Raw genomic sequence first — 25631 nt, 5'->3', positions numbered from 1 at the left:
CTAAAAATAGAAATAAACTGTCGAAACAATCATAATAATTAATTATATCATGTATAATCTTATGCTTTCAAGGGCAGATGTACAAGTTAAAATTAATGCGATCCGTTTGTTTTTTTGCCTACTGCTTTTAAGATGAAAAATTACTAATCACAAGAGTCTAAGATGGACTGAACAATGCGCAGGGCAGCTGTGCCGTCTCCGTAAGGGTTTACAGCATTTGCCATTGCCCGATATGATCTTTCATCTTCGAAGAGTCTCATGGTCTCCTGATAAATGATATCCTGATTCGTCCCCACCAATTTTACCGTTCCCGCTTCCATCGCCTCAGGTCTTTCTGTGGTATTTCTCAACACCAAAACAGGTTTTCCCAAGGAAGGGGCTTCTTCCTGCATCCCCCCGGAATCTGTAAGCACCAAATAACTTTTAGCCATTAAATGAGCAAAAGGCTGATAATCCATGGGTTCCACCAAATGAATGCCAGGTGTTTTGCCCAAAATTTGATGCGCCAAATCTCGCACACCCGGGTTTTTGTGGACGGGAAAGATTACTTCCGTATCTGGCCGGGCAGCTTTAACCCTGCGCACTGCAGTAAAAATTTCCCTCATGGGAACTCCCCAGTTCTCCCGACGATGGCAGGTAAGAAGAATAATTTTTTTTGTCCAATCTACTTCATGCATGCCAAAACCGGTAAATTGATAAGGCTGACGAACCGTAGCAAGCAGAGCGTCAATCACCGTGTTCCCGGTAACTACGATCATTTCTCCCGGTACATTCTCCCTTAACAAATTCTGCCTGGCAGTTTCTGTCGGCGCAAAATGGTAATCTGCCAGACTTCCGGTCATTTTACGATTCATTTCCTCCGGAAAAGGAGAAAGTTTATTACCGGTTCTTAACCCTGCCTCTACATGACCCACCTTGATTTGCTGATAGAAAGTAGCCAAAGCCGCCACAAAAGTAGTGGTGGTGTCTCCATGCACCAGCACCAGATCCGGCTTTTCTTGACTTAGAATATCCCTTAAGCCTAACAGTACCCGGGAGGTAATATCGTATAAGGTTTGACCATGGCGCATCAAATTCAAATCATAGTCCGGCTGAATATGAAAAAGCTCCAGCACCTGATCCAGCATTTCCCGATGCTGAGCGGTTACTACCACTTTCGATTGAATTTTTTCCGGGAATTTTTGTAACTCCTGAACCACCGGGGCCATTTTTATGGCTTCCGGACGCGTACCAAAAACAGATAAAACTTTTAACATTATTTTATATATCCTTTTCTGATCAACTTTTCAATATGCTCCTGCACGACCCCATCAATATCGACCTGATATTTTTCTTCAATGACAAACATCATGGAAACGGCTGTTTGGGCTACATCCAGTAATTCATCGGCGATCATTTTGATCACATCACCTTCGTCCACAGTAATTTCTTCTCCGTTTAAGCCCCGAAATTTCCCGATGGCTTGAGCTAACTCTCCTGTTTCCTCCATCAGCTTCAGGGCAGTCGATTCCATGGTTGGTGCAAGATTATTAAGTTTCGGCAAACTGATGGTTTTCGTTTCCATGATGACCCTCCATTTTGATCAATTCCAGGCCAACCTCCTGAGCAAGCTGGCGAGCAAAGGGATCCGGGTAATCCCCTTCAAAGATTACCCGTTTCACCCCACTGGTGGCCATGGCCTTAATACAGGTAGTGCACGGTTGGGTAGTCACATAAACGGTCGCTCCGTCAAGAGCCACCCCATGACGCGCGGCAAAATTGCAAACGTTGGCCTCAGCATGCTGAGCCCGGCAGATTTCCTGCCGCTGGCCGGAAGGTATCTTCAGTTCATTTCTGATACAGCCCACCTCATCGCAATGAGGTGCTCCCGGCAAAGCGCCATTATATCCTGTCCCTAAAATGCGATTATCCCCGCTCACCGCCACCGCACCTACAGCACGTCTTAAACAAGTTGATCGGGAAGCCACCAAATGGGCAATCTCCATAAAATATTGTTCCCAACTTTTTCTCATCATGTCATCCTTTAATACTTCGTGCCAAAAAGCCGATCTCCTGCATCCCCCAGACCGGGAATAATATATCCTTTTTCATCAAGATGGGAATCTACTGCCGCCGTATAGATATCCACATCAGGATGATCTTCATGAACAGCAGCAATCCCTTCCGGGGCAGCGATGAGGCACATAAACTTGATATGCGGGATACCCCGATCTTTTAAAAAGCCAATAGCTGCAGCGGCAGATCCTCCTGTTGCCAACATGGGATCCACCACAATGACTTCTCTTTCATTAATATCGTTGGGCAGTTTACAAAAATACTCCACCGGACGCAAGGTTTCCTCATCCCGATACAAGCCGATGTGGCCTACCCGGGCAGCAGGAATTAATTTCAGAATTCCATTAACCATCCCTAATCCTGCCCGTAAAATCGGCACAATCGCCACCTTTTTCCCGAAAATGATCTGGGCGCGGGCGGTGGCAACAGGCGTCTGAATATCAATTGCCTGGGTGGGAAAGTCTCGGGTCACTTCATAGGTCATCAGCATAGTGATCTCCTCCACCAATTCCCGAAAAGACTTAATCCCTGTATTTTCATCCCTGAGGATGCTTAATTTGTGCTGCACCAATGGATGATTAAAAACCTGAACCTTCGCCATTTTGCTCCCCCTTTTTCATGATCTGAAATGGTCCCTTGCCTCAGCTGATCTAAATCGACTCGTATAAGGGGCATTCCTCCGTTAAGGTTTGCACCAGATCTGCTGCTGCTGCCAATTCAGCCGGATCCTGATTAAAAGAAAGGGCTTTATGAATAATGTAAGCAATGGTTTTCACTGCTTCCTCTCTCATGCCCCGGGTGGTAATTGCCGGCGTTCCGATACGCAGTCCGCTGGTAACCATAGGACCCATGGGATCATTGGGAATAGAATTTTTGTTCACTGTAATGCCGATTTCATCCAGAATATGTTCCCCTTCTTTACCGGTCAATCCTTTATTTCTTAAATCCACCAGTAACAAATGATTATCCGTGCCCCCGGAGACAATTCTGAAATCATATTTAGTCAGTTCCGCGGCCAAAAGCTTGGCATTAGCTAATACCTGACGCTGATAGTCCAGAAAACCGGGCTCCAAAGCTTCTTTAAAAGCCACCGCTTTGGCGGCAATCACATGCATTAAAGGTCCTCCCTGAATACCGGGAAAAACAGCTTTATCAATGGCGGCCGCATACTCTTCGCGGCAAAGAATCATGCCTCCCCGAGGCCCGCGCAAGGTTTTATGGGTGGTGGTGGTGACAAAATCCGCATGGGGTATGGGACTGGGATGAAGACCTACCGCTACTAAACCGGCAATATGAGCCATATCTACCATGAATTTCGCGCCCACCTCCCGGGCAATTTCCCCTAACCGGGCAAAATCGATGATTCTGGGATAAGCACTGGCCCCGGCGACAAGGAGTTTGGGTTGGGCTTCTAAAGCGATTTTACGCACCTGATCATAATCAATCTGCTCTGTTTTCTCATCCACACCATAAGATGCAAACTTAAAGTACTTGCCGGAAAGGTTGACAGGGCTGCCATGAGTTAAATGACCCCCATGGGCCAGGTTCATGCCCAATACCACGTCTCCGGGATTCAACATGGCAAAATAAACGGCTGTGTTGGCCTGAGCACCGGAATGAGGCTGTACATTCACATGTTCCGCTCCGAACAAGGCTTTTGCCCTTTCCCGGGCTAAATCTTCTGCCATATCAACAAATTCACAGCCACCGTAATATCTTTTACCGGGATAACCTTCCGCATACTTGTTGGTTAAAACAGAACCCTGAGCAGCCATGACGGCTTCACTGACAAAATTTTCAGAAGCGATCATTTCGATTTTGCGCCGCTGCCTGTTAAGTTCTAATTGTAAAACCCGGGCAATTTCCGGATCAGTTTTTTCTACACATGCAATATTATTCATTCCCTTTGCTACATCCTTTCTATTATGTCTGCATTAACCAACCAAGGGGGGCGCCCACCGAGGGGACGGTTCTTTTGGTTGCTGGTTTATTCATTCTTCAAGCTGCGAGAATCATCCCCCCGGTTCAGGCTGTATTTTTTTTCAATCTCCGAAATCTTTTCGATGCGACAGTTGTGCCGACCACCGGTAAACTCCGCTGCCAGCCAGGCTTTCACAATTTCCAAGGCCAAACCCCGCCCAATCACCCGTTCTCCCATGGTAAGAATATTGGCATTATTATGTTCCCGGGAAGCTCGAGCGGAAAAAGTGTCGTGACAAAGTGCCGCCCGTATCCCAGGCACCTTATTGGCTGCAATCCCAATCCCGATTCCCGTGCCGCAGATTAAAATACCCCGATCGAATAATCGGTCGGCTACTGCCTCCGCCGCTTCTCGGGCGATATCCGGGTAATCAATGGAATCTTCACTAAAGGTACCGAAATCTTTAAATTCAATGTTTTCCTGCTGCAAATATTCCTTTACGCAGTTTTTTAGCCTCACACCCCCATGGTCACTGCCCAGGGCAATTTTCATTGTTCTCACCTCAATGCATTGATTATTTCAACTTAGTGTAATTCAACAAAATAATACATTTTCCTTCATTGTTCAACAAAGAACTTTCGCCAGCATTCTAGAAATTGCCTCTTCCAATTGTTGGGCACATTGACGATAATAATCCAGATCATAGCCATAGGGATCATCAATGTTCAGGTCGCCCAAGGAAATTTCAAAGGCAAATTCCTTTAAAGCAAAAATTTTCCCCTCTCCTTCCGGATATAGGTACAAAATCTGCTGTTTTTGCAGCAGCGTCATGGTAAAGATATAATCCGCCTCTTTTAACATTTCCAGAGTGACTCTCCGGGCACGATGGCCGGACAAATCTAACTGTTTTTCTTTTAAAGCTTCCACTGCTTTGGGAGAAGCCGGGCTCCCATCAAAGGCACCGGTTCCCGCAGACTCAATGATGACAGCGTTTTCGCCCATTTGCGCGTCCCGTATTTTAGCCCGGGCAAGCTCTGCTGCCATACTGCTCCGGCAAGTATTTCCCGTACATACAAAAATAATTCTGATCGGCTTGTCCATTTTTTATTCCCCCTTAAAAAAGCAGTTTAATGCCCACTGCCACTAAGATGATTCCTCCCATAATCTCTGCCCGTTCTCCCAAGCGACTCCCCAATCCTCGTCCGAGATGAAAACCAGTGGCCGTCATAAGACCTGCCACCACACCCAAGACGATGACGGTTTGAAAGATCTGAGCTTTTAAAGCCCCTAATCCGAAACCTACACTTAAGGCATCAATACTCACACTGGCGGCCAGCATCATCAAGCCCCAAAAGGAATCCACAGATCTGTTTTTTTTCCCTTTAAGATTCTGTTCCTGCTTGCCCCGGGAAAAAGAAATAATGCGCCGGCGATTTTTAAATACCTCCCAAAGCATGTTTAAACCGATAAAAATTAAAACGACCGCCCCAATTACCGCAGCCAGATTGCCAATTAAACCACCTAAAAGCTGCCCGATCCCCAAACCGATTAAGGGCATAAAAATATGAAATAAACAAATGACCAGAGAAACGATGATAATCTTTTTTCTGCTGATGCCGATCACACCAATACCGATAGCTAAAGCAAAGGCATCTGTTCCCAATGCCAGCGCTACTAAAAGGAGTGTCCATAAACCCAAGATCTTGTCCTCCGCAAAAATTTAAATTATTATCATGATTGGGATCATATCTTTCACCCCTTAAACAGGGAGTGAAAGCAAGCCAATCAAAAGCATGCCCAAGACGGCACCCAATTTGGCGAAATTTGGGTGTCTCCGTTTGGACTCAGGTCCCAGTTCGGCAAAAACGATATACAGCATCGCCCCCGCTGCTGCTGCCAACAAAAAAGAAATAAAATGCCTGGAAAAAGAAATTAAAACCAACCCTGCCAAGGTGCCCAAAGGAGTGCAAAAACTGGCCAAAAGGGCAATGAAAATTATGGTTTTTGCCTTGGCGCCGCCAATTTTTAAGGGCAGCGCAATGGCCATCCCTTCCGGGATATTATGTAAGGCAATGGCTAAAGCAATGATTAAACCTAATTCTTCCGTCGCTTCATAACCCACAGCAATGGCCATCCCTTCCGGCAAATCATGAAGGGCAATCCCGATTGCCACCAGATATCCCATGTGCAGGAAATGAATGGGGTCCCGGGTACGGGGCAGCCGGGGCGTGGTTTGGGTCAAGATGGCATCCAAAAGCCTCATGAATAGGATACCGCTGCCAAGGCCGGCAAAAAACTTAGTGGGTGTGCCAAATATCCAGGCTGAGGGAAGCAAATCCAAGATCGTTACGCCAAACATGATCCCTGCCGCGAGACCTAAGGTCGAGGCCAAAAAACGTTCTCCCGGATTACGCACCCAGATGACAAGCAGACCGCCGAGACATGTGGCCAATCCTGCCAACCCGCTATAGATGATAATTTTCTCCATATTGCCCTCGCCAATGCATTTTACTTCAAAATTATTCAATTTTTATGATTTTAGTACTTTATTTCCCGCCGCTTTGCGCATGCGGTTCATCACCGCCGCCCCCAGGCCCTGATCCGAAAAGGCCTCGATTAAAATCAAGTCAACACTGTGGAGATCCGCGTGACGCAGGGCGGAAAAAGACGATGGGCGACAAGAGATAAATTTTTCCTTGGACCTAAAATCTCCAAATAATCCGGCACCAGCTGATGCTCCAACTCCCGAGCAGTTTCTTCAGATACTAAAAGAGCGATTTTTTGCCCTGTTTTTACTAGTCTTTGATAATGGTTCACGATGAGAGAGGTTATTTCCTGCTCTGATCCCTCCATGATCAAAACCTCCGCTTCCGGTGCGTAGTGGGTATATTTCATCCCCGGAGACCGGGGAGGCTGGTTTTCTTTAAGAGCCGGATCTTGACGAACCTCCCCGATAACTTCCTGAATTTCTTCCAGGGTGACGCCCCCCGGTCTTAAAATCATCGGAGGAGTCGTAGTCAAATCCAAAACAGTAGATTCTACACCATATTGGGTCTCTCCTCCATCCAGAATCAGAGGAATTTTCCCCATCAGATCGCTCCAAACATGTTCACCCACTGTGGGGCTGGGCTTGCCGGAAAGATTGGCACTGGGTGCCGCAACAGGCACCCCGGCTTCCTGAAGCAGAGCCAGGGCTACAGGATGCCCGGGCATACGCAGAGCCACGGTATTAAGCCCCCCCGTCACATTAGAAGGTACCAAAGTGCTCTTGGGAAATATTAAGGTTAAGGGGCCCGGCCAAAACCGCTCCATTAAAGCATATGCCCCAGAGGAAATTTCCGTCACCAGAGGCTTTAATTGGTCGGGATGAGCCACATGGACAATTAAAGGATTGTCTCCGGGTCGTCCTTTAGCCAAAAATATTTTATCCACCCCCGCAGGATCCAATGCATTGGCTCCTAAACCATAGACTGTTTCCGTGGGGAAAGCCACTACCTCTCCCTGCCGCAAAAGCAAAGCACCTTTTTTTAAAGCCGCCTTGTCCATATGCTCCGGATCAAGTTTTATATATTCTGTTTGCACACCGTCATCTCCATTTTTAAGGATATAAAATGATGCCGAAAACCCCGGCGATAATAATGACACCCATGAGAGAAATTTTCGTGAATTTTAAAACCAATAATGACCCCAGGGCAATCAAAATAGTATTAACATCGATCAAAGACGTCTGGGCAACTAAAAAGGTGGCACTGCCCACTAAGGCCACAGCCATAGGTCGAATCCCCTGGAAAACGCGGCGCACCACATCCAGCTCCTTGAATTTCTCATAAGACCGGGCAATAAAGAGTACAATAACAAAGGATGGCAGCATCACCCCCAGGGTCGCGCAAAGGGCACCTCCAAAACCGGCGGTTTTAAAGCCCACAAAGGTGGCCAAATTAATGGCAATGGGACCGGGGGTCATCTGGGAAATGGTAATCACATCCACCATCTCCGATAAAGAAAGCCAATGATGAATATTGATTACTTCCTTTTCCATCAGAGGAATCATGGCATAGCCTCCTCCGAAGGAAAATAAGCCGATTTTAAAGAAGGTTATAAATAATTCCAGGATTTCCATCGTCTTTTATCCTCATTATTTCCTTATTTATAGAAAAAAGCTCCAAAAACTACCGCGATTAAAATTGCTAAAATAGGATGCACTCCAAATCCAATGAGTCCCAGTAAACCCAAGACCAGAACAAACATTCCGGCCCGCTCTTTCACCACTCCTTTTACCATGTTGATGGCGGCTAAGAATAAAAGCATGGTTACCGCCGGAGCAGCTCCATAAAAAAAGCCTGCCACATAGCGGTTATCCTGAAAATTTAACAAAAACATGGCAATGATAATAATAATCATGAAAGAAGGGAGGGCTGCTCCTAAAGCACCAAAAACAGCACCGGGAATACCGGCAATCTGATAACAGGATGAGACGGCGATATTAGTAGCCAGAACCCCGGGGGCGCTTTGGGCGATCGCCAGCATATCCAAAAATTCTTCCGATTTCATCCATTTTTTCTTTTCCACAATCTCTTTCTCAATGAAAGGCACCATCACATAACCGCCGCCGATGGTAAAGGCGCCGATTTTAAAAAAGGTTAAAAAAATGTCCCACCACAAGCGTTTACCTGGAGTGGGTCGTTCATTAATCTTTTCTTCTTGCATATTCTCACCCCCTGAAGGAAGCAGAAACCACCCGATCTCTTCCTCCGAAATCACGAGTTACAGAAATGTTTACGAAGCCGTTGCTGCGACAGAGAGCACACACATCTTCCCCTTGATTCCAACCTATTTCCAGTAAAACCTGCCCCCCCGGTTTAAGGATCTCTTTTACCTGAGGCAGGATCCTGCGGTAATAGCTTAATCCGTCCTCCCCTCCGGCCAGGGCCAGATGGGGCTCCTTTTGCACATCAGAGGGCAAAGAATAGATCTCTGCTATGGGGATATAGGGCGGATTGGAAACCACCAGATCAAATTTCATCCTTCCATCCCCCGCCGGGGTTAATAAGGGTTCTAATAGATCACCGATCAAAAAAGTAATTTCCTCCGCCAAGCCATGGCGCCTGGCATTCCTTTCCGCCACCTGAAGGGCTTCCGGTGAAATATCGATGGCAAAAAAATGTCCCCGTTGTAAGTATTTTGCCAGACTGACGATAATAGCCCCGCTTCCTGTGCCCACATCCGCCACCAAGGGCGCGCTGTTGTCTTTCAGCTGTTCCAGGGCTAACTCCACCAGACGTTCCGTATCCCATCGGGGAATTAAGACCGCCTCATTGACTTCAAAATCCAAAGACATAAAATTCTGCACGCCGGTCAGGTATTGGAGGGGCTCCAGATTTTGACGCTGCAAAATCAGTTTTTGAAATGCTTTTCCCTGTAAGGGATTGATTTCTTCCTGCAGTCGGGTTAAAAGAAGAGTAAAAGATATCTCCAGCACAGCTGCCAACAGAAGCTCGGCCTCACGCCGGGAATTTTCCAAGCCCGCCTCCTGGAGCATTTTATCTCCCCAAGAAAGCCACTCCGCAATTTTTAAACTAGGTTTATCTATCACGCATCTACCTGCTTCAGTTTCTCGGCCTGATCCGTGGTGCTCAAAGCTTCAATAATCTCATCCAACTCTCCTTGGAGTATCCAGTCCAATTTATGCAAGGTTAGTCCGATACGGTGATCGGTAACCCGTCCTTGCTGATAATTATAGGTGCGAATCCGTTCGGAACGGTCACCGGAGCCAACCATAGTTTTTCTTGTGCTGGCCATCTCACCCTGCTGTTCTTCCTGATATTTTTCCAATAGCCGGGCGCGTAAAACCCGCATCCCTTTTTCTTTATTCTTAATCTGGGACTTTTCATCCTGGCAGGAGACAACCAGACCGGTGGGTAGATGGGTAATACGCACCGCAGACTGGGTTGTATTGACGGACTGCCCCCCGGGCCCGCTGGAGCAAAACACATCCACCCGGATATCATTGGGGTTAATATCCACCTCTACTTCTTCTGCCTCCGGCAACACCGCTACTGTGGCGGCAGAGGTATGAACCCGGCCGCTGGTTTCCGTATCGGGAACCCGCTGTACCCGGTGCACACCGCTTTCATACTTTAGCTTACTATATGCCCCTTTACCCTCAATCAAAAAAATGACTTCCTTAAACCCGCCCAGATCTGTGTAATGGGCATCCAGGATTTCCAAACGCCAATGGTTTTTTTCCGCATAACGAGAATACATTTTGAACAAATCCCCGGCAAAAAGTCCCGCTTCATCTCCACCGGTCCCTGCACGCACTTCTACGATTACATTCTTATCATCATTGGGGTCTTTGGGCAAGAGCAACATCTTAAGCTTCTTTTCCAATTCTTCGATCTGTTCCTTCAACTCATCTTCTTCCAACTCTGCCATCTCACGCAGATCATCTTCGATTTTTTCATTGAGCATGGACCGCACATCGTCCAAACCTGATTGAGCCTTTTTGTATTCCCGGAAAACAGCTACCACATCTTCCAAATCAGAATGCGCCTTGACAAGATTCTTCCATTCCGATTGATCTGCGATTACTTCCGGGTCACTGATTAACTTGGTCAGTTCTTCATATTTATCTTCCAATGCCTGGAGCTTCTCTATCATATTTTCACCTCATCGACGAGTCGATTTTTCATTCAAAAATTATTATACCTAACTACGGTGGTGCAGGCAAGTTTATCCTTTATCCTAACTGCCCCAGATACCAGGAAACCTGTTAATCCTGGAAAAGAAAGAGCAGAGCATTTAGGCTCTGCTTCTTATTTCATACCATATTTTTTCTTAAATTTATCAACACGCCCGCCTTCTTCCACCAGCAATCTCTTGCTGCCTGTGTAGAAGGGGTGACATTGAGAGCAAACTTCTACCTTAATACCATTTTTTATAGATCCGGTAGTAAACTTATTTCCACATGCACAAACAACTTCCACTTGTTGGAATTTTGGATGAATACCTTCTTTCATGCCCGTCACCTCTTTTCTTACCTAACTTAACCACAAAACTGTCAACGTGCCATATTATAGCATGAACCCTTTCATTTGTAAAGAGAAAAGAAATTATCGAATTATCGCGCCACCGACCGGGAGAAATTGCCGATGGCCAGGTGAGGAATTTCCTTTCTTAAATGCTCAATCATCCTGGGGATGCCCATCGGTTGATATTTTTTTGCAGGAAGAAGTGCCATAAATTGATCCGGATCAATGTTTAGGTTACGGAACTGTACTTTTTTTACCCCGGTGGCTTTAATCAGGGAAATCAAGCTTGCCACTTCCTTCGCATCATCTGTAAAACCAGGGAAGGTCAGTAAGTTCAAGGAAGTATAGACCCCGGCATCAGCTGCAGCGATTAGAGAGGAACGAACCTGCTCCAATCCGTAATCTCCCGGCCGATGATATGCATCATACACCTCCGGGGTTGGACTGATCAAGCTTACGCGCATAGAATCAAGACCGGCGCTAATAATTTTTTTGATGTTCCCATGATCTCCGGCGTTGGTATTAATATTGATGGTTCCACAGTCTGTCCTGGTTCTGATTCGTTTAATGCTTTCTGCAATCAGTCCACCTTGCAGAGAAGGCTCACCCTCACACCCCTGTCCAAAGCTGATGATGGCATTTTCCCCTTTTTTCAGATGGTCTGCCCCAATTTCTTCAATCTCTGAGACTGAGGGTACAAAATCTAATCTCCGTTGCGGAGAAGGACAGCATTCCGATGGCTGAGAAGAAATGCAGCCGATACAAGCAGCATTACATTGGGGAGAAACAGGAAGGCCCCCTTCCCATCGGCCATAAAAAATGTTTTGAGCGGTAAAACAGCCATATTCCAGAGAGCAGGTTGCCAATTGTTGCAGCAAACGGTTATGAGGGAATTTTTGCTGTCTCCGGCGAATTCTGGCTGCTAAATCTCTGGTATTATAATGCTTGGGATGCCAAGGTTCATGCTCGTCTGTTTGGATGGCTGCCACCATGAGGCGTCCTTGATAGATCCCAACCCCGGTATATCCTAAAAGAGGCAGATTTTTTTGTTCCCCGGAGGTACCAAATGCCGGTATCAAAGTGCGGGTAAAGCCTTGAGGCAGCAGAGCCCCTACCGCCCAAACCTTTTCTTTCCCCCGGCGATAGGGATTATGTGTCAGCTTGATAAATGCGCCGGTCTTTTTATCTACACCCACAGGAACCCGACCGGGCAGTGCTGTCAAAGAAGCACCCTCGGGCAGAGGAATTAATTCCTTTCTGGCGGGCTTAACGAAAGAATCTCCCATCCGGCCCGCCATTTTTAAGCCGGGAAAATCCAATAATTCACCGTTAGCACGGGCAAAAAGCAAATCAGGCACCCTCAATCAGCTCCTCAAATTAGTAAAGGCGATAGTTTCCTATCGCCTTTACTTTAAGTTACTGCTCAGCCAGCTGTCAAGTTTAATCTAGATTTTTTCGAAATAACGCATCGGATCTACCGTCTTTTTTCCCACATGAACTTCCAAATGTAAATGGGGACCGGTGGATCTTCCCGTACTACCTACCTTGGCGATGATTTGCCCCTGCTTGACTTTTTGACCCTCTTTAACAAAGAGTTTTGAAGCATGGCCATAAACACTTTTTACCTCATCTCCGTGATCGATGGTGACAGCATAACCGTAAATGGGCCGCCATCCCGCAAAGGTTACCTCGCCGGATTTGATTGCCAGAATCGGCGTTCCCGCTTCGGCAGCAATATCTGTGCCATGATGACTGCCGCTTTTCCGCGGCCCATAAGGAGAACTGATTACCCCGATTACCGGCATCAGGAAGTCGCTTAAGGAACGGGAGGCGATTTTAACAAGATTTTTTTCGTCGGCCAACCGGACAGGCTCTCGGATTTCCTGACTTTCATCAGGGATACGAATCATATCACCGGCTTTTAAATGAGTGGGATCCGGTAACTGATTGTGCTTGGCCAGCACATCCACATTAATGCTGTTTCTTTGGGCGATACTCCATAAGGTGTCCCCTGCCTGGAGCATATAATTAGTTTCCGGTTCCCGGGGTATATAAACAACCATTTCCTGACTCAAAGATGCTTCCGGATCCAGGTTGTTCATCGCCGCTACCAATTCTATATCCCAACCGTAGTTTCGACAAATACTTTTCAAAGTCTCACCCGCTGCCACGGAATGAGCGATTCGATAATCACCTTCATTTGTTTTGTTTTCAGCCAGAGCATTCATAGGAACAAATACCATCATCATCGCAGCTAAAATCAGTACTGCCCAGGTATTTTTTGTGGCTTTACGCATAAAAAACACTCCTTCCTAAAACCACTCGTCCTATATGCTTAACAAATAAAAGAAAAAATATACATTCTTATCCTTTTCCAGGGAAAAGCTGAGGAAGTGCCCTTAATAAATCCTTGTTAGTTTTCGTTTTATCCATGGCATCAATTAACATCTCCGTTACTTCCACACTATTCATCGAGGCCGATATGCGCCGGAAATGCCACATTAATTCCAGTTCTTCCTTACATAGCAGGAGGTCTTCCCGGCGCGTTCCGGACCGTTTAACATCAATGGCAGGAAAAAGTCTCCTTTCAGCCAGTTTTCGGTCTAATACCAATTCCATATTTCCGGTACCTTTGAATTCCTCAAAAATAACATCATCCATACGGCTCCCCGTTTCCACCAAAGCTGTGGCCAGGATGGTTAAGCTTCCTCCCTCTTCTACCTTGCGCGCAGCGCCAAAAAATCTTTTCGGTTTATGGAGAGATATGGGATCTAATCCGCCGGAAAGGGTTCTGCCGCTGGGCGGAACAACTAAATTATTGGCTCGGGACAAACGGGTCAGGCTGTCCAGCAGAATAACCACATCTTTTTTGTGCTCAACCAGTCTTTTCGCCCGCTCTAAAACCATATCAGCAACCTTAACATGGTTATCCGGCAGTTCATCAAAGGTGGAACTGACTACTTCCGCCTTAACGGAGCGGGAGATATCCGTTACTTCTTCCGGACGTTCATCAATTAACAAAATCATTAAATAAACCTCTGGGTAGTTTTGGCTGATGCTGTTGGCAATTTTTTTGATGAGAGTGGTCTTACCGGCTTTGGGAGGGGCAAGGATCAATCCTCTTTGTCCTTTGCCTAAAGGAGCGATTAAATCGATCACACGGGTGGAAAGGTCTTCTTCCTTGGTTTCTAAAGTTAATCTTTCCTTGGGATAGATGGGGGTTAATCCTTCAAAGTGGGATCTTTCCGAAGATAATTCCGGGTCTAAATCGTTGATGGATTCTACCCGTAAGAGGGCGTAATACTTTTCATTGTCCTTTGGTTTCCTGATTTGCCCTGCCACCAGGTCTCCTGTTCTTAAATCGAAGCGGCGAATCTGAGAAGGAGAGACATACATATCATCTCCGCTGGGCAAATACCCTGTGGGGCGTAAAAAACCAAAACCATCGGGCAAACGCTCCAGAACTCCTTTGGCAAATAATAAGCCATCCTTCTCGGTTTGCACCTTCATAATTTCTAAAATGAGTTGTTTTTTTAATAATTGATAATAACGGGGGATTTCCAATTCCCGGCCGATTTTATATAATTCAGCCATGGTTTTGGCTTCCAAATCCGTAACAGACATAGGTACCTCCTGAAATTTTTCTAAAATATTATAGACCGATAACCGGATATAAAGGATTAAATTACCCGAAGAAAAAAATGATGACAAAAATGAGGGACTTAAGGGTAAAAATAAGAGAAGAAAAGGAAATCAGGTGATGAGAATTTTCCAGAAGAAAAAGTCTTCCAGCGAAGCTGAAAGACTTGCACTTATCAATAATATACCACTAAGAATAATTTTTAGTCAACATGAATAGGAAATATTTTACCATTCATGGTAATGGTATCAAAAACTGCCTCCATGGCTTTGATTATTTATTTTTTACCTTTTCCCAGTCGGCTAAAAACCTTTCAATACCCATATCTGTTAAAGGATGTTTAACCATCTGCATCAATACCTTAAAAGGAATCGTAGCAATATTTGCACCTAAAAGGGCAGCCTGTGACACATGCAAAGGATGTCTGATACTGGCGGCAATAACCTTTGTCTCCAGCTGATAATTGCCATAAAGGGACACGATTTCTTCCACCAGAGCCATACCATTATGATCGATATCATCTAAACGGCCCACAAAAGGACTGACAAAAGCTGCCCCTGCCCGGGATGCCAGCAAAGCTTGATTGGCAGAAAATACCAAGGTCATATTCACCTTGATGCTCTCTTTAGCCAGTACTTTGGTGGCCTTTAAGCCTTCTGCCGTCATCGGTATTTTGACTACAATGTTGGGATGAATGGCAGCCAGGGTTTGTCCTTCCTTTACCATCTCACTGCTATTCAAAGAAATAACCTCCGCACTAATGGGTCCGTCGACCAACGAGGAGATTTCCCGCACCACTTGTTCAAAATTGCGCCCTTCTTGCGCAATGAGGGAGGGATTAGTGGTCACTCCGGAGATAACTCCTAAATCATGGGCTTGTTTAATTTCTTCAATGTTTGCACTATCTAAGAACAAAAGCATAATTTCAACACCTCCTGAAAATTTAAAGAGCAGGATCATCTGCTCTCTTTTTTAAATCTTATCTCGAACGCTCTTTGGCAGTTCTGCAATCTTTAACAAATACTTCCCTAAAAATGGTATCCTTATGCATGGACAGGATTTGTTCAGCTAAAGCTGCGCGGGTTCACTTTTTAGACTGTTGTCCGTTATGTCTTATGCTTTGAGGAACATTTATAATCGTGATTTCCTGTTCGGTTAATTCAATTTTCTCTAATCTTCTAAGTTTCAGCAGATCCTCTTTGTTTTCTGCAAAAATAACTCCCCTATTACCACAATCGTTACAAACCATCTCCAGTCGGTCTGTTAAAAGGTCAACGTCAATATTTTTATTCCCGCATTTACATTTTAAGGTGCCATCCTCGGAAAGACGATTCATATACTCCAAAACCTGGACCATGATATCCCGGTTATCAGAAAATACACCCCAGTTGATCTCTTCTTCCAGGTCGGTAAAGGTGCGTTCCAGGTTATTTACAGCTGCTATCACCTGATCCTTGGTACCGATAAAACCAATTTCCAATCCAGTTTCCAGGCAAATTAGGGGAAATAAATCCAAAGAAAACAATTCCTTATATTTCAAAACATAAGTATGTTCTGACTCACACATGCTGCATTCAATTTTCAGAATAAAATTGCGATATTTTGATGTGGAGATCGTAACTGTACTTTCCTCGCATTCACAGTCAAAACACAGTTTTTGTTTCTCTTTAAAAGCAAATAAAGAAATACTATGGAAAGAAAGCTTCCCGCAATTTGGGCAACGCAACGCTAAAACTGTTCCTGTGTTAATAACCATTATTGCTTTCCCCCTATGCTTCCATCTGTATATGGCCGCATTTCTAATCTATCCACCTTATTATTCGCCATGATCATGCAAATTCCTGCAACTTTTTCTTATAAGAGTGTAATCTTCCCATAATCAGGATCCTTTTGGAGTTGATACTCTTTCTGTCAGCGTTTCCTGTATTAAATTTCTTAATTCCTTGATATCAAAAGGTTTAGTAATATGGTGCTTAACACCCATTTTTAATGCTTCCGTGACAATGCCCAGTTCGCCATAAGCGGTCATGAGAATAATCGGGTTCTCAAAGGCCATGTCTCTTAATCGTTTTATGGTTTCCAAACCATTCATGCGCGGCATCTTCATATCCACCAATACCAGATCCGGAGGGGATTTTTGGACAATTTCAATGGCCTCCAGCCCACTGGCAACCATCAATACCTCTCGATATCTGCTCTTCAAGGCTTCGAAAAGCAATTTGCGGACACCTAATTGATCATCCACAATGAGAATGGAAGCGTTCTCAAGGATTTTCTCCCCCATAAAACCCCCTCCAATTAGTTTTATTAATATTGTTTATTATTCAAGAAGTGGCGGTAATTTCCTTCTTTTGTACAAACATTTTTCTGAGCTAGAAATCTCCTTAATGCAGAAAAAAACACCCTTTTTGTCGACACAAAGATAAGCTTCATGTCCTGCTTAAAGGGTGTTTTTTATTTATCCTTTCAGAAAGGATAAATGTAACTAGGGCTTGCGGAAATACTTTTGTATTATATGTTCAGACTATTCAACAATCGGTATATCATCACGGCAGACTCAGCCCGGGTAGCCTTATCCTGAGGAGCAAATTTATTGCCCGGCTTGCCATTAATAATCATCTCCTGGACGGCAAGAGCAACATAATCTTCTGCCCAGGAAGGAATCTCTGCTGCATCAATGAATTCTAAATTCCCACCGGAGGAAGCTGTCTGTCCCCCCATAGCGCGCACAATCATGGCAGCCATTTCCGTTCGGCTGATTAACTGGTTGGGACGGAAGCTTTTGTCTTCATAGCCCTGAATGATGCCCTTTTCTTCTGCGGCAGCGATATATCCTTTGGCCCATGCCGGAATCACACTTGCATCGGCATAAGAAAGGGTGGATTCCAGAAGCGGCAAATTAAGTGCCTGCACGATCAGTTTGGCAAATTCTGCTCTCGTCACCTCTTTTTGCGGCTGGAAGGTATTGTCCGGGTATCCGTTGGCAACTTTCATACCTATCAGGCTAAGTCATGAAAAAATAAAGGAAAGGGGTAGGCAGTCCACCCCTTAATGTTTTATTCAACAATAATGGTCTGTTCTACAGGATTAGCAAATGACTGCCAGGAGGCAGATCCGGACCAATCATTCCAGAAAAAGCCTTGCACGGTCATGTTCCCCTTTTTGGTTGGCTGGAAAAGAACGGAATATTCCGTCTCCTGATCATCAGACACTGTTAAACCCTTGGCTGCGTTCAGGAAGAGGGGTTGAGAACCTTGGGTCACCTGAAGGATGCTGAGACCTGACAGATTACCGTTGGAATTTTTCTTGCCTTCCCAAGTCAGATAATACTGCTGACCTGCTTTCAGGTTTCCCGTCACAGTTTGCTGTTTTCCGTCTTTAATGGTAAGGCCGATACTTGCATCTCCTGCCGCAGGCTTCATAGAGGCTACGGTAATTGTCTCGGCATCGGTATATCCGCCTTTGGAGGCAGATACCGTATAATTTCCTTCTTTTGCAAAGATGTAGCCGGCCTGACCATTAGCATTGGCCGTTAGAACAGTTAAGGTATTATTGATGCCGCTCTTTACTGTGATCTTCGCATCAGCTACCGGTAAGCCCATAGTGGTAACCGTAAAGATGGTGGGAGCACCTGTAACCGCATCTTCTTGCTGAATGACCAATGGTTTGCTTAAATCAAGCACCTGTGCAATATTTCTGGCAATGTCCGTATTGTCCATATCCCCTTGGAATAATTCCGCACCGGGGCCTTCAGCCATAACTTTAACCATGGCTGCAGTATGATCCCCACTGCTCCAGGTTGCTTCCCCCGTCCTGGTGTCAAAGTCAAGTCCCCCGGTTTCATGGTCTGCGGTAACTACCACCAGGGTATCAGGATTTTTAGCTTGGAAATCTAAAGCTGCTTTTACCGCATCGTCAAAAGCTAAGGTTTCGCCGATGGTGTTATCCAGATCATTGGCATGAGCAGCCCAGTCAATCTGGCCACCTTCCACCATTAAGAAGAAACCGTCTTCTTCATTGGCCAGTACTTCCAATCCTTTGTCCGTCATTTGAGATAAATGGGGCTGGTCTGCCGGAGGATTGTTTCTTTCCTGAACCAGTCCGTTGTTAGCATGGAAAATACCTAATAATTTATCAGTATTCCGTGCATCTACACCAAGCAATTCATCGACAGTTGCCGCATAAGTATATCCATTGGCTTTGGCTTCCGCGATCAGATCACGGTCATCTCCCGGATCTTCGATGGATTTCCCGTCATGGAATTTCCCAGCATTCATAGTTTTACGGCTCTGGAAGTTATCTCTGCCGCCCCCCATTACCACTTCCATATCCTGAGCCATCATTTCGTCCACAATACTGTTGAACATAATACGATGGAAAACATGGAAGGCAAAGGAAGCCGGTGTAGCATGAGCAATCTGTATTGTAGTTTACCTCTACATTTTCCGGAATCCCTTTGCGGAAGGCTTTCGTACCGTTAATATAAACCACAGCTCCGTCATCCACATGAATGTAAACTTCCAGAGCTTCATAATCATTCAGATTTTCCAAATCAAATGAAGACCGTAAATAGGTGGTCATATGTTTGTTATTGGGGTCATCACCGTAACTTACTTCTGTTGCTAAAGGAAGAGTAGGATCTGTTTAGGAAAAATCGTCCCCAAAGCCCAAAGGGGCGTTTCCTGCCTCCCAGGAAGAATCGTCAAAGGAACTTTCCTTCCATCCCTGTCCTTGATCAACACCGTCATCCATGTATTTCCACCCTGCATCTTTGGCGAGAAGCAGGGTGTCATTCTCCGCCGCTACTGCCCCTGTACCTTGAAACGGTACTATGCTTACTATCATACAAATCATAAGCATAAATGATAAAGCTTTTCTTACCGAATACATTTTTCTTGAATGCATGACTTACCTCCTTAACTTTTATAGATTAACCTTATCGAATAGAAGTAAAATCTGGATTAAAAAAATGTGAAAAATATATGAATTGTTTATGGAATAAAAAAAGAGCCCTTGGGCTCATTCTTCAAAAGAAAGGTTGATTAATTATTTTTGTGTCTGAACAGCAGCAACCTCCCGTATGGCGGAGATTTTTTGATCTCTTAAATAAACTCTCGTGATCTTTCCACCGGCTGTGGTACGGCGTATGGGGATCTGGACTGTTTCCCCCCGGGCAATTCCTTTACCGGTAATATCAATCATGGATAACTGCATTCCGATTCTCCCCACAACGGGCAAACGCTCCCTGCCGTAAATCATATAATTGGGTGCAATCAAGCCCAGTACCTGGGATAATAGTTTCGCTGTTGATTTTACCAGATCATAAAACTTAGCCGGACGGGTATGGGGCAATACTCCGAAGCCATCTGCATAGCCTACAGGAACGACCCCGATTTCCCGGGGTTTTTTCGTGACAAAATCTCTGCCATAACCTACAGAATCCCCGGGGGCTAATTTCTTCACAGAAATAATTCTCCCTTTCATCTGCCAGGGATCCTGCAAATCTATTTTTTTGCTCACATGAGGCGATGGATATTGTCCGTAAAGAAGGGTCCCCGGCCGTACCATATCCAGATACGTTTCCGGCAGATCCAAAATCGCGGCGCTGTTGGCGATATGCGCCAGCACCTCACCGGAAACCTCTCTTTTGATTTCACGGACTGCCTGCAAAAATATGGATAATTGCTTTTGGGCAAAACTTTTATCTTTCATCATGGCTGTGGCAAAGTGGGAATAAACTCCGGCTAATTGCAACTGAGGCAATTTCTTTATTTCCTGCAAGAATTGAGAAACTTCCAGGCCCGGGATCCCTGTTCTGCCCATCCCCGTTTCGATCTTCAGATGAAAGGACCCCTTGACATTCTTTTGCGCCGCCGCTGATGCCAGGGTATGCAAAGCTTCCCGATCATCAATCGTGGGCATTAAACCATGTTCCAGCACCAGATCAGCCTGATCCGGCAGGATCGGGGCAAATACCAAAATCGGATTTTTGATCCCAGCCTGAATTAACTCCAGACCTTCCTCAATGGTGGTCACTGCAAACATATCTGTTCCTGCTTCTGCCAAAGCGCCTGCTACCTGAGCGGATCCGTGACCATAAGCGTCGGCTTTCACCACTGACATAATTTTCACAGCGGGGGGCACAAGCTGCCGAATCTGGCAAAAATTATGGATAATAGCATCTAAGTCAATCTCAATCCAGCGCACGTAAGGATGCATCAGGTTCCCCCCTCCTCAACTATTTTTTGAGTTTTTTCTTAAGGGCAATTATTTTCCGCACACCTTTATAATAAACAGGTTCCATGGTCTGATACAGCCAATAAAAGAATGGCTGATACACCAGATCATATTCTCCCATAAATTCCGTGTATTCTCCATTGAATCCTTTTTTAAAGCGAAAAAGACCATAGAGAGGGTTGTCCTCTGTGAGATTTCCCGGTACCCCTCTAAAATCATAAAGGTTACTGCCCTGAGCTTTTGACCACTTGATCATTTCCCACTGGATCAAATAATTAGGCATGGTATTGCGGGCAGCATTACTGGAAGCACCATAAAGATACCAGGCTTTGTCACCGATTTTTAACAATATGGTTCCGGCAATAATCTGATCATCCAATTTAGCTAAAAAAAGCCGGGCATATCCGGGAGGAGATAAAATTTCAAATAAATCTTCGAAATATTGATAAGAGCGCACTAAAAACTGATCACGGGCACAGGTCTCCTTTAACACTTCATAAAAAACCGGCAGATCTTCTTTTGTTCCATGATCGATAATCTGAACTCCTTTTCGAGCAGACAGGCGAATATTATAGCGGGTTTTCTGGTGAAAGTTCGCCATCAGTTCTTCCTCATCCGGGGAAATATCCAGACGAAAAACAAACTTCGGCTGCACACCGTCAAACCCTTCCCCCGTTTCTGCGCTGCGAAAGCCTTCTCTTTTAAAAGCTTCCTGCCAAAGTGTATTTTCTGCCGGAACATCCGGATCAACTTTCAGAAAGATGGCCTGGTGTTTTTGAGCTAATTTTTTAACTTCCGCCAACAAAAAAGAAAACAATCCCGGAACCGAAATATCCAACACCGGCCCGCGGGGTGCATAAAAAATATATTTATTCAGGACAGGAATCCTTCTTTTCAGGATAGAAATTGCCCCTGCCGGCACCCCGTCCTGTTCCACCAGCAGCCTCAGGGGCATCCAACCTGTTTTTGCTTTCAAATCCCCCATTCCCAGGTCTGAAGCACATGACCCTTCGGGGATGATTCAATAAATTTATTAAACTTTTCTTTTTCGGATATATCCATTAAACGTGCCTGAAAACTCACCGATTATTTCCTCCTTCATCTTTACCTTCATCATCTTGATGATAGAAAAAAAGCGCAATGCGCTTTTATGATCTACTGATTTTTCGTTCCAAAGATGATTTAATAAAATCCCGGAACAAGGGATGAGGACGATCAGGACGGGATTTAAACTCCGGATGGAATTGGCAGCCAACAAACCAAGGATGGTCAGTTAACTCCACGATTTCCACTAATCTGTTATCAGGAGACAGGCCTGAAATCTTCAAACCCTTAGATTCCAATAACTCCCGGTATTCATTATTAAATTCGTAGCGGTGCCGATGCCTTTCGGATATTTCTTCTCTTTGATAGGCCTGATAGGCTTTGCTCCCTTTAATCAGCTTACAGGGGTAGGCACCTAAGCGCATGGTACCTCCTTTAGCGTCAATGCCTTTTTGTTCCGGCAGCAGGTCAATCACGGCATGGCTCGTATTTTCATCAAATTCGCTGCTGTTGGCGGCAGAGAGACCAGCCAATGACCGGGCAAATTCCACCACTGCCATTTGCATCCCCAGGCAGATGCCAAAGAAAGGAATCTGCTGTTCCCGTGCATATTGAACCGCCAAAATTTTACCCTCAATGCCCCGATCTCCAAAACCGCCGGGGACCAGAATCCCATCTACATCCGCAAATTGGCAGTCTAAGTTTTCCGGCGTCAAATCTGCGGAGTAAATCCACTTCACCTGTATCTTGGACTCATGGAAAATTCCGGCATGACGGAGAGATTCCACCACACTAAGATAGGCATCTTGGAGTTCCACATATTTTCCCACCAAAGCAATGGTAATACAATGCTTGGGATGTCGGATCTTCTCAACGATCTCATTCCAGTCCCTTAAATCCAGTTCATTACACTTTAAGCCTAAACGCTCAATCACGATTTTATCAAGTCCCTGTTCCTGTAAGGAGAGAGGAACCTCATAAATGCTGTCCGCATCCACCACCTGAATCACCGCCTCTTTGTCAATATCACAAAAGAGGGCGATTTTATCCTCCATTTCCCGGGAAAGAGGCATCTCGGTGCGGCAGACTATTACATGGGGTTGGATCCCAATGCTGCGCAATTCTTTGACACTATGCTGGGTCGGCTTGGTTTTGGCTTCCCCTGCTGCCCGGATGAATGGTACCAGAGTGACATGAATATAAAGCACATGGTCTCGTCCGATATCTCCCTTCATCTGCCGAATAGCCTCCAGGAAAGGGAGGGATTCAATATCCCCTACCGTACCGCCAATTTCCGTAATCACCACATCCGGCGCATGATCTTTGGCCACTTGGAGGATCCGTTCCTTGATCTCATTGGTAATATGGGGAATTACCTGCACCGTGCCGCCTAAATAATATCCCCGTCGCTCCTTCTTGAGCACAGATTCATAAACCTTGCCAGTTGTAACACTGCTGTTTCTGGTTAAACTAATATCAACAAAGCGCTCGTAATGACCAAGGTCTAAATCTGTCTCCGCCCCGTCATCTGTAACAAAAACTTCTCCATGCTGATATGGGCTCATGGTTCCCGGATCTACGTTAATATAGGGATCGAATTTTTGAATCGCTACTTTTAAGCCCCTGCTTTTTAACAAACGCCCCAAGGAAGCCGCAGTGATCCCTTTACCTAATGATGAGACAACTCCACCGGTGACGAAAATAAATTTGGTCATTACCATTTTCCTCCTTGCACTTCCTGTCCAATTTCCTCATTATTTTATCCCTTTTGTCGAAAGGCTGTCAATCACCATTTACATCTTTTCCGGTGCTGAAACCCCGATTAAATGCAACACATTTTTAATACAAATTCCTGTGGCTTTTGTTAAAAGCAGCCGGGCATTTCTTAATTCCGTTTCATCCGTCAAAACCCGGCAATTGGTATAAAAGCCGTGGAAAAGACCGGCCAAATCATGGGCATAGGTGGTCAATCGATGAGGGGCTAAATTCTCAGCTGCCGAAATAATTTCATCAGGAAGATCGGCAATTTTTCGGATCAAAGTAATCTCTGAGGGATGAGCAAGTACATGACATTCTTCCAGAGATACCTGGGGCAGCTGATAACCCATCTCTGCCGCCTGGCGTAAAATACTGCAAATACGGGCATGGGCATACTGCACATAAAAAACCGGGTTATCTGCCGATTGCGATTTTGCCAGATCCAAATCAAAATCCATCTGGCTGTCGGGACTGCGCATGACAAAGAAATATCGAGCTGCATCCCGACCCACTTCTTCCATCAGTTCATTTAAGGTGACATAGGTGCCCGTGCGCTTAGACATCCGTAAGATCTCACCCCCCCGGAACAAACGAACCAACTGCATCAAAATCACCGTCAATTGTTCCGGATCATAGCCTAAAGCCTCCATCGCACCCTTCATGCGAGCCACATGTCCATGGTGATCGGCACCCCAAATATTAATTACCCGCTCAAAACCACGCTGGAATTTATTTTTATGATAGGCAATATCGGCGGCAAAATAAGTAGGAATTCCGTTCCCTCTTACCACCACCTCATCTTTTTCATCGCCGAATTTGGTGGTCTCAAACCACAATGCCCCTTCTTTCTCGTAAATATATCCGTTATCTTTTAAGAATGCAATGGTATCAGCTACCTCCCCGCTGTCATGAAGGGCCTGCTCGCTGAACCAGACATCATAATAAACCCCAAATTCCTCCAGCGTCTTGCGAATGTTATCAATCTTGACCTCAAGGGCATATTTGACCAACAATTCCCGGCGCAGGGCCTCATCCATGGTCAGATATTTATCACCCTTTTCATCAACCAGGGTTTGCATAGTATCAATGATATCCTGCCCATGATAACCATCCTCGGGAAAGGATACCTCCTGACCTAATAATTGAAGATAGCGGGCTTCCAGAGAATAGGCAAATTTTTCAATTTGATTGCCGGCGTCATTAATATAAAATTCTCGGGAAACATCAAAACCCGCCGCCTCTAAAACACTGGCTAAGGTGTCTCCCAGGGCAGCACCCCGGGCGTTTCCCATATGTAAGACCCCAGTGGGATTGGCACTGACAAACTCTACCTGTACCTTTTTGCCATTTCCAAAATGGGAACGGCCATAATAATCCCCTTGTTCAATTACGAAAGGTAAAACCTCATAAACCCAGGCATGATTCAGATAAAAATTAATAAAGCCCGGACTGGCTATTTCTATTTTCTCGATCCAGGTATGCTGGGTATTTATGTATTTCTCAATGATTTCAGCAATTTTTCGCGGCGCCATCTTGGCTTCCTTAGCCAATAACATGGCAATATTAGAGGCAAAGTCCCCATGGGCTTTTTCCCGGGGCACCTCCAGCACGTATTCCGGCAGAGATATAAAGGTAAATTCCCCGGCCTCCCTGGCCTCAGTCGCCGCCTTTTCAAGGGCTGCTTTTATCCGATTTTCAATGTTTTTAACCATACTCATTGAAAAATTCCTCCATTAAACCTTGATTTTATTAAATATCTTGTCATATTTTCGAATTATTACATAAACAGAGTTCTTAGCATCAGGTGGAGTTTTTACCCTATCTGATGCTTAGAAATCGTTATCCAGGAACTTAGTGCCACTTATCCCATCGCTTACAAAAGCGGGAATATTAGTGGCAGTTAGTTATCGGGCTAATCAGCATCATAGCTGTTCGAAAATAGGGA

Annotated in this window: 26 protein-coding genes and 2 pseudogenes; all 28 read right to left on the bottom strand. The window is 45.2% G+C overall.

Translation table 11 applies throughout. The features are described from left to right. Window positions 1-143: 143 nt before the first annotated feature. Window positions 144-1256 carry a non-hydrolyzing UDP-N-acetylglucosamine 2-epimerase gene (gene wecB, locus CEQ75_RS04645; RefSeq protein WP_089609289.1) on the bottom strand — a complete coding sequence of 371 codons (1113 nt, stop codon included), beginning with the start codon at window positions 1254-1256 and terminating at the stop codon, window positions 144-146. Continuing rightward, window positions 1256-1564, bottom strand: a complete 309-nt coding sequence (locus CEQ75_RS04640) for a MazG-like family protein (RefSeq protein WP_089609288.1) — start codon at window positions 1562-1564, stop codon at window positions 1256-1258. The genes wecB and CEQ75_RS04640 overlap by 1 nt, the downstream gene beginning before the upstream one ends. After that, window positions 1530-2015, bottom strand: a complete 486-nt coding sequence (locus CEQ75_RS04635) for a deoxycytidylate deaminase (protein WP_338031999.1) — start codon at window positions 2013-2015, stop codon at window positions 1530-1532. The genes CEQ75_RS04640 and CEQ75_RS04635 overlap by 35 nt, the downstream gene beginning before the upstream one ends. Before the next feature lie 8 nt (window positions 2016-2023). Continuing rightward, window positions 2024-2656 carry a uracil phosphoribosyltransferase gene (gene upp, locus CEQ75_RS04630; RefSeq protein ID WP_089609286.1) on the bottom strand — a complete coding sequence of 211 codons (633 nt, stop codon included), beginning with the start codon at window positions 2654-2656 and terminating at the stop codon, window positions 2024-2026. A 49-nt stretch (window positions 2657-2705) separates the two neighbouring features. Further along, window positions 2706-3956 carry a serine hydroxymethyltransferase gene (locus CEQ75_RS04625; RefSeq protein ID WP_089609285.1) on the bottom strand — a complete coding sequence of 417 codons (1251 nt, stop codon included), beginning with the start codon at window positions 3954-3956 and terminating at the stop codon, window positions 2706-2708. An 86-nt stretch (window positions 3957-4042) separates the two neighbouring features. Beyond that, on the bottom strand, window positions 4043-4528 hold the full coding sequence (rpiB, locus tag CEQ75_RS04620; RefSeq protein WP_089609284.1) for a ribose 5-phosphate isomerase B: 486 nt from the start codon (window positions 4526-4528) through the stop codon (window positions 4043-4045). 72 nt (window positions 4529-4600) lie between these two features. Further along, the gene (locus CEQ75_RS04615; RefSeq protein ID WP_089609283.1) at window positions 4601-5077 is read right to left on the bottom strand and encodes a low molecular weight protein arginine phosphatase; all 477 of its coding nucleotides are present in this window, start codon (window positions 5075-5077) and stop codon (window positions 4601-4603) included. A 13-nt stretch (window positions 5078-5090) separates the two neighbouring features. Beyond that, window positions 5091-5675 (bottom strand): manganese efflux pump MntP, encoded by a 585-nt coding sequence (locus CEQ75_RS04610; protein WP_089609282.1) that lies wholly within the window; start codon window positions 5673-5675, stop codon window positions 5091-5093. 60 nt (window positions 5676-5735) lie between these two features. Further along, entirely contained in the window at window positions 5736-6464 is a 729-nt protein-coding gene (locus tag CEQ75_RS04605) for a ZIP family metal transporter (protein ID WP_089609281.1), read from the bottom strand. A gap of 42 nt (window positions 6465-6506) precedes the next feature. Further along, a pseudogene (locus CEQ75_RS04600) lies at window positions 6507-7522 on the bottom strand (L-threonylcarbamoyladenylate synthase). Between the two features lie 52 nt (window positions 7523-7574). Then, on the bottom strand, window positions 7575-8096 hold the full coding sequence (locus tag CEQ75_RS04595) for a chromate transporter (RefSeq protein ID WP_089609280.1): 522 nt from the start codon (window positions 8094-8096) through the stop codon (window positions 7575-7577). A gap of 23 nt (window positions 8097-8119) precedes the next feature. Next, on the bottom strand, window positions 8120-8683 hold the full coding sequence (locus CEQ75_RS04590) for a chromate transporter (protein WP_089609279.1): 564 nt from the start codon (window positions 8681-8683) through the stop codon (window positions 8120-8122). Window positions 8684-8687: 4 nt separating this feature from the next. Then, on the bottom strand, window positions 8688-9569 hold the full coding sequence (gene prmC / locus CEQ75_RS04585; protein ID WP_198306638.1) for a peptide chain release factor N(5)-glutamine methyltransferase: 882 nt from the start codon (window positions 9567-9569) through the stop codon (window positions 8688-8690). Further along, window positions 9566-10636 (bottom strand): peptide chain release factor 1, encoded by a 1071-nt coding sequence (gene prfA / locus CEQ75_RS04580; RefSeq protein WP_089609278.1) that lies wholly within the window; start codon window positions 10634-10636, stop codon window positions 9566-9568. Before prfA ends, prmC begins: the two co-directional genes overlap by 4 nt. 155 nt (window positions 10637-10791) lie before the next feature. After that, on the bottom strand, window positions 10792-10995 hold the full coding sequence (gene rpmE, locus CEQ75_RS04575) for a 50S ribosomal protein L31 (RefSeq protein ID WP_089609277.1): 204 nt from the start codon (window positions 10993-10995) through the stop codon (window positions 10792-10794). Between the two features lie 101 nt (window positions 10996-11096). After that, complete coding sequence (locus CEQ75_RS04570; RefSeq protein WP_242965376.1) at window positions 11097-12365, bottom strand: radical SAM family protein; 1269 nt, start codon at window positions 12363-12365, stop codon at window positions 11097-11099. Between the two features lie 87 nt (window positions 12366-12452). Beyond that, complete coding sequence (locus tag CEQ75_RS04565) at window positions 12453-13304, bottom strand: M23 family metallopeptidase (protein ID WP_089609276.1); 852 nt, start codon at window positions 13302-13304, stop codon at window positions 12453-12455. Window positions 13305-13371: 67 nt separating this feature from the next. Further along, window positions 13372-14631 carry a transcription termination factor Rho gene (gene rho, locus CEQ75_RS04560; RefSeq protein WP_089609275.1) on the bottom strand — a complete coding sequence of 420 codons (1260 nt, stop codon included), beginning with the start codon at window positions 14629-14631 and terminating at the stop codon, window positions 13372-13374. Between the two features lie 289 nt (window positions 14632-14920). Beyond that, on the bottom strand, window positions 14921-15568 hold the full coding sequence (gene fsa, locus CEQ75_RS04555) for a fructose-6-phosphate aldolase (RefSeq protein ID WP_089609274.1): 648 nt from the start codon (window positions 15566-15568) through the stop codon (window positions 14921-14923). Window positions 15569-15731: 163 nt separating this feature from the next. Continuing rightward, complete coding sequence (locus CEQ75_RS04550; protein ID WP_089609273.1) at window positions 15732-16403, bottom strand: hypothetical protein; 672 nt, start codon at window positions 16401-16403, stop codon at window positions 15732-15734. Window positions 16404-16526: 123 nt separating this feature from the next. Next, window positions 16527-16931, bottom strand: coding sequence for a response regulator (locus CEQ75_RS04545; protein WP_089609272.1), 405 nt, complete (start codon window positions 16929-16931; stop codon window positions 16527-16529). A gap of 227 nt (window positions 16932-17158) precedes the next feature. After that, on the bottom strand, window positions 17159-17641 hold the full coding sequence (locus tag CEQ75_RS04540; RefSeq protein WP_089609271.1) for an S-layer homology domain-containing protein: 483 nt from the start codon (window positions 17639-17641) through the stop codon (window positions 17159-17161). Between the two features lie 62 nt (window positions 17642-17703). Further along, on the bottom strand, window positions 17704-19065 hold the full coding sequence (locus CEQ75_RS04535; RefSeq protein ID WP_276327726.1) for an alkaline phosphatase: 1362 nt from the start codon (window positions 19063-19065) through the stop codon (window positions 17704-17706). A gap of 226 nt (window positions 19066-19291) precedes the next feature. After that, complete coding sequence (locus tag CEQ75_RS04530; RefSeq protein ID WP_089609269.1) at window positions 19292-19552, bottom strand: hypothetical protein; 261 nt, start codon at window positions 19550-19552, stop codon at window positions 19292-19294. 141 nt (window positions 19553-19693) lie between these two features. Then, entirely contained in the window at window positions 19694-20866 is a 1173-nt protein-coding gene (alr, locus tag CEQ75_RS04525) for an alanine racemase (protein WP_089609268.1), read from the bottom strand. A 19-nt stretch (window positions 20867-20885) separates the two neighbouring features. After that, a pseudogene (locus CEQ75_RS04520) lies at window positions 20886-21967 on the bottom strand (lipid II:glycine glycyltransferase FemX). A gap of 65 nt (window positions 21968-22032) precedes the next feature. Then, entirely contained in the window at window positions 22033-23643 is a 1611-nt protein-coding gene (locus CEQ75_RS04515; RefSeq protein WP_089609267.1) for a CTP synthase, read from the bottom strand. A gap of 78 nt (window positions 23644-23721) precedes the next feature. Next, on the bottom strand, window positions 23722-25404 hold the full coding sequence (gene argS / locus CEQ75_RS04510) for an arginine--tRNA ligase (protein ID WP_089609266.1): 1683 nt from the start codon (window positions 25402-25404) through the stop codon (window positions 23722-23724). Window positions 25405-25631: the final 227 nt, after the last annotated feature.

It is taken from the genome of Dehalobacterium formicoaceticum (genome assembly GCF_002224645.1).
In the GTDB taxonomy this organism is placed as follows: Bacteria; Bacillota; Dehalobacteriia; order Dehalobacteriales; family Dehalobacteriaceae; genus Dehalobacterium; species Dehalobacterium formicoaceticum.
This window is presented reverse-complemented; position numbering and strand designations above follow the sequence as displayed.

Bases quoted from the DNA above. Each gene is read 5' to 3' on its own strand.
- wecB (WP_089609289.1), bottom strand. From the start codon at position 1,256: ATGTTAAAAGTTTTATCTGTTTTTGGTACGCGTCCGGAAGCCATAAAA.
- CEQ75_RS04640 (WP_089609288.1), bottom strand. From the start codon at position 1,564: ATGGAAACGAAAACCATCAGTTTGCCGAAACTTAATAATCTTGCACCA.
- CEQ75_RS04635 (WP_338031999.1), bottom strand. From the start codon at position 2,015: ATGATGAGAAAAAGTTGGGAACAATATTTTATGGAGATTGCCCATTTG.
- upp (WP_089609286.1), bottom strand. From the start codon at position 2,656: ATGGCGAAGGTTCAGGTTTTTAATCATCCATTGGTGCAGCACAAATTA.
- CEQ75_RS04625 (WP_089609285.1), bottom strand. From the start codon at position 3,956: ATGAATAATATTGCATGTGTAGAAAAAACTGATCCGGAAATTGCCCGG.
- rpiB (WP_089609284.1), bottom strand. From the start codon at position 4,528: ATGAAAATTGCCCTGGGCAGTGACCATGGGGGTGTGAGGCTAAAAAAC.
- CEQ75_RS04615 (WP_089609283.1), bottom strand. From the start codon at position 5,077: ATGGACAAGCCGATCAGAATTATTTTTGTATGTACGGGAAATACTTGC.
- CEQ75_RS04605 (WP_089609281.1), bottom strand. From the start codon at position 6,464: ATGGAGAAAATTATCATCTATAGCGGGTTGGCAGGATTGGCCACATGT.
- CEQ75_RS04595 (WP_089609280.1), bottom strand. From the start codon at position 8,096: ATGGAAATCCTGGAATTATTTATAACCTTCTTTAAAATCGGCTTATTT.
- CEQ75_RS04590 (WP_089609279.1), bottom strand. From the start codon at position 8,683: ATGCAAGAAGAAAAGATTAATGAACGACCCACTCCAGGTAAACGCTTG.
- prfA (WP_089609278.1), bottom strand. From the start codon at position 10,636: ATGATAGAGAAGCTCCAGGCATTGGAAGATAAATATGAAGAACTGACC.
- rpmE (WP_089609277.1), bottom strand. From the start codon at position 10,995: ATGAAAGAAGGTATTCATCCAAAATTCCAACAAGTGGAAGTTGTTTGT.
- CEQ75_RS04565 (WP_089609276.1), bottom strand. From the start codon at position 13,304: ATGCGTAAAGCCACAAAAAATACCTGGGCAGTACTGATTTTAGCTGCG.
- rho (WP_089609275.1), bottom strand. From the start codon at position 14,631: ATGTCTGTTACGGATTTGGAAGCCAAAACCATGGCTGAATTATATAAA.
- fsa (WP_089609274.1), bottom strand. From the start codon at position 15,568: ATGCTTTTGTTCTTAGATAGTGCAAACATTGAAGAAATTAAACAAGCC.
- CEQ75_RS04550 (WP_089609273.1), bottom strand. From the start codon at position 16,403: ATGGTTATTAACACAGGAACAGTTTTAGCGTTGCGTTGCCCAAATTGC.
- CEQ75_RS04545 (WP_089609272.1), bottom strand. From the start codon at position 16,931: ATGGGGGAGAAAATCCTTGAGAACGCTTCCATTCTCATTGTGGATGAT.
- CEQ75_RS04540 (WP_089609271.1), bottom strand. From the start codon at position 17,641: ATGAAAGTTGCCAACGGATACCCGGACAATACCTTCCAGCCGCAAAAA.
- CEQ75_RS04530 (WP_089609269.1), bottom strand. From the start codon at position 19,552: ATGCATTCAAGAAAAATGTATTCGGTAAGAAAAGCTTTATCATTTATG.
- alr (WP_089609268.1), bottom strand. From the start codon at position 20,866: ATGCATCCTTACGTGCGCTGGATTGAGATTGACTTAGATGCTATTATC.
- CEQ75_RS04515 (WP_089609267.1), bottom strand. From the start codon at position 23,643: ATGACCAAATTTATTTTCGTCACCGGTGGAGTTGTCTCATCATTAGGT.
- argS (WP_089609266.1), bottom strand. From the start codon at position 25,404: ATGAGTATGGTTAAAAACATTGAAAATCGGATAAAAGCAGCCCTTGAA.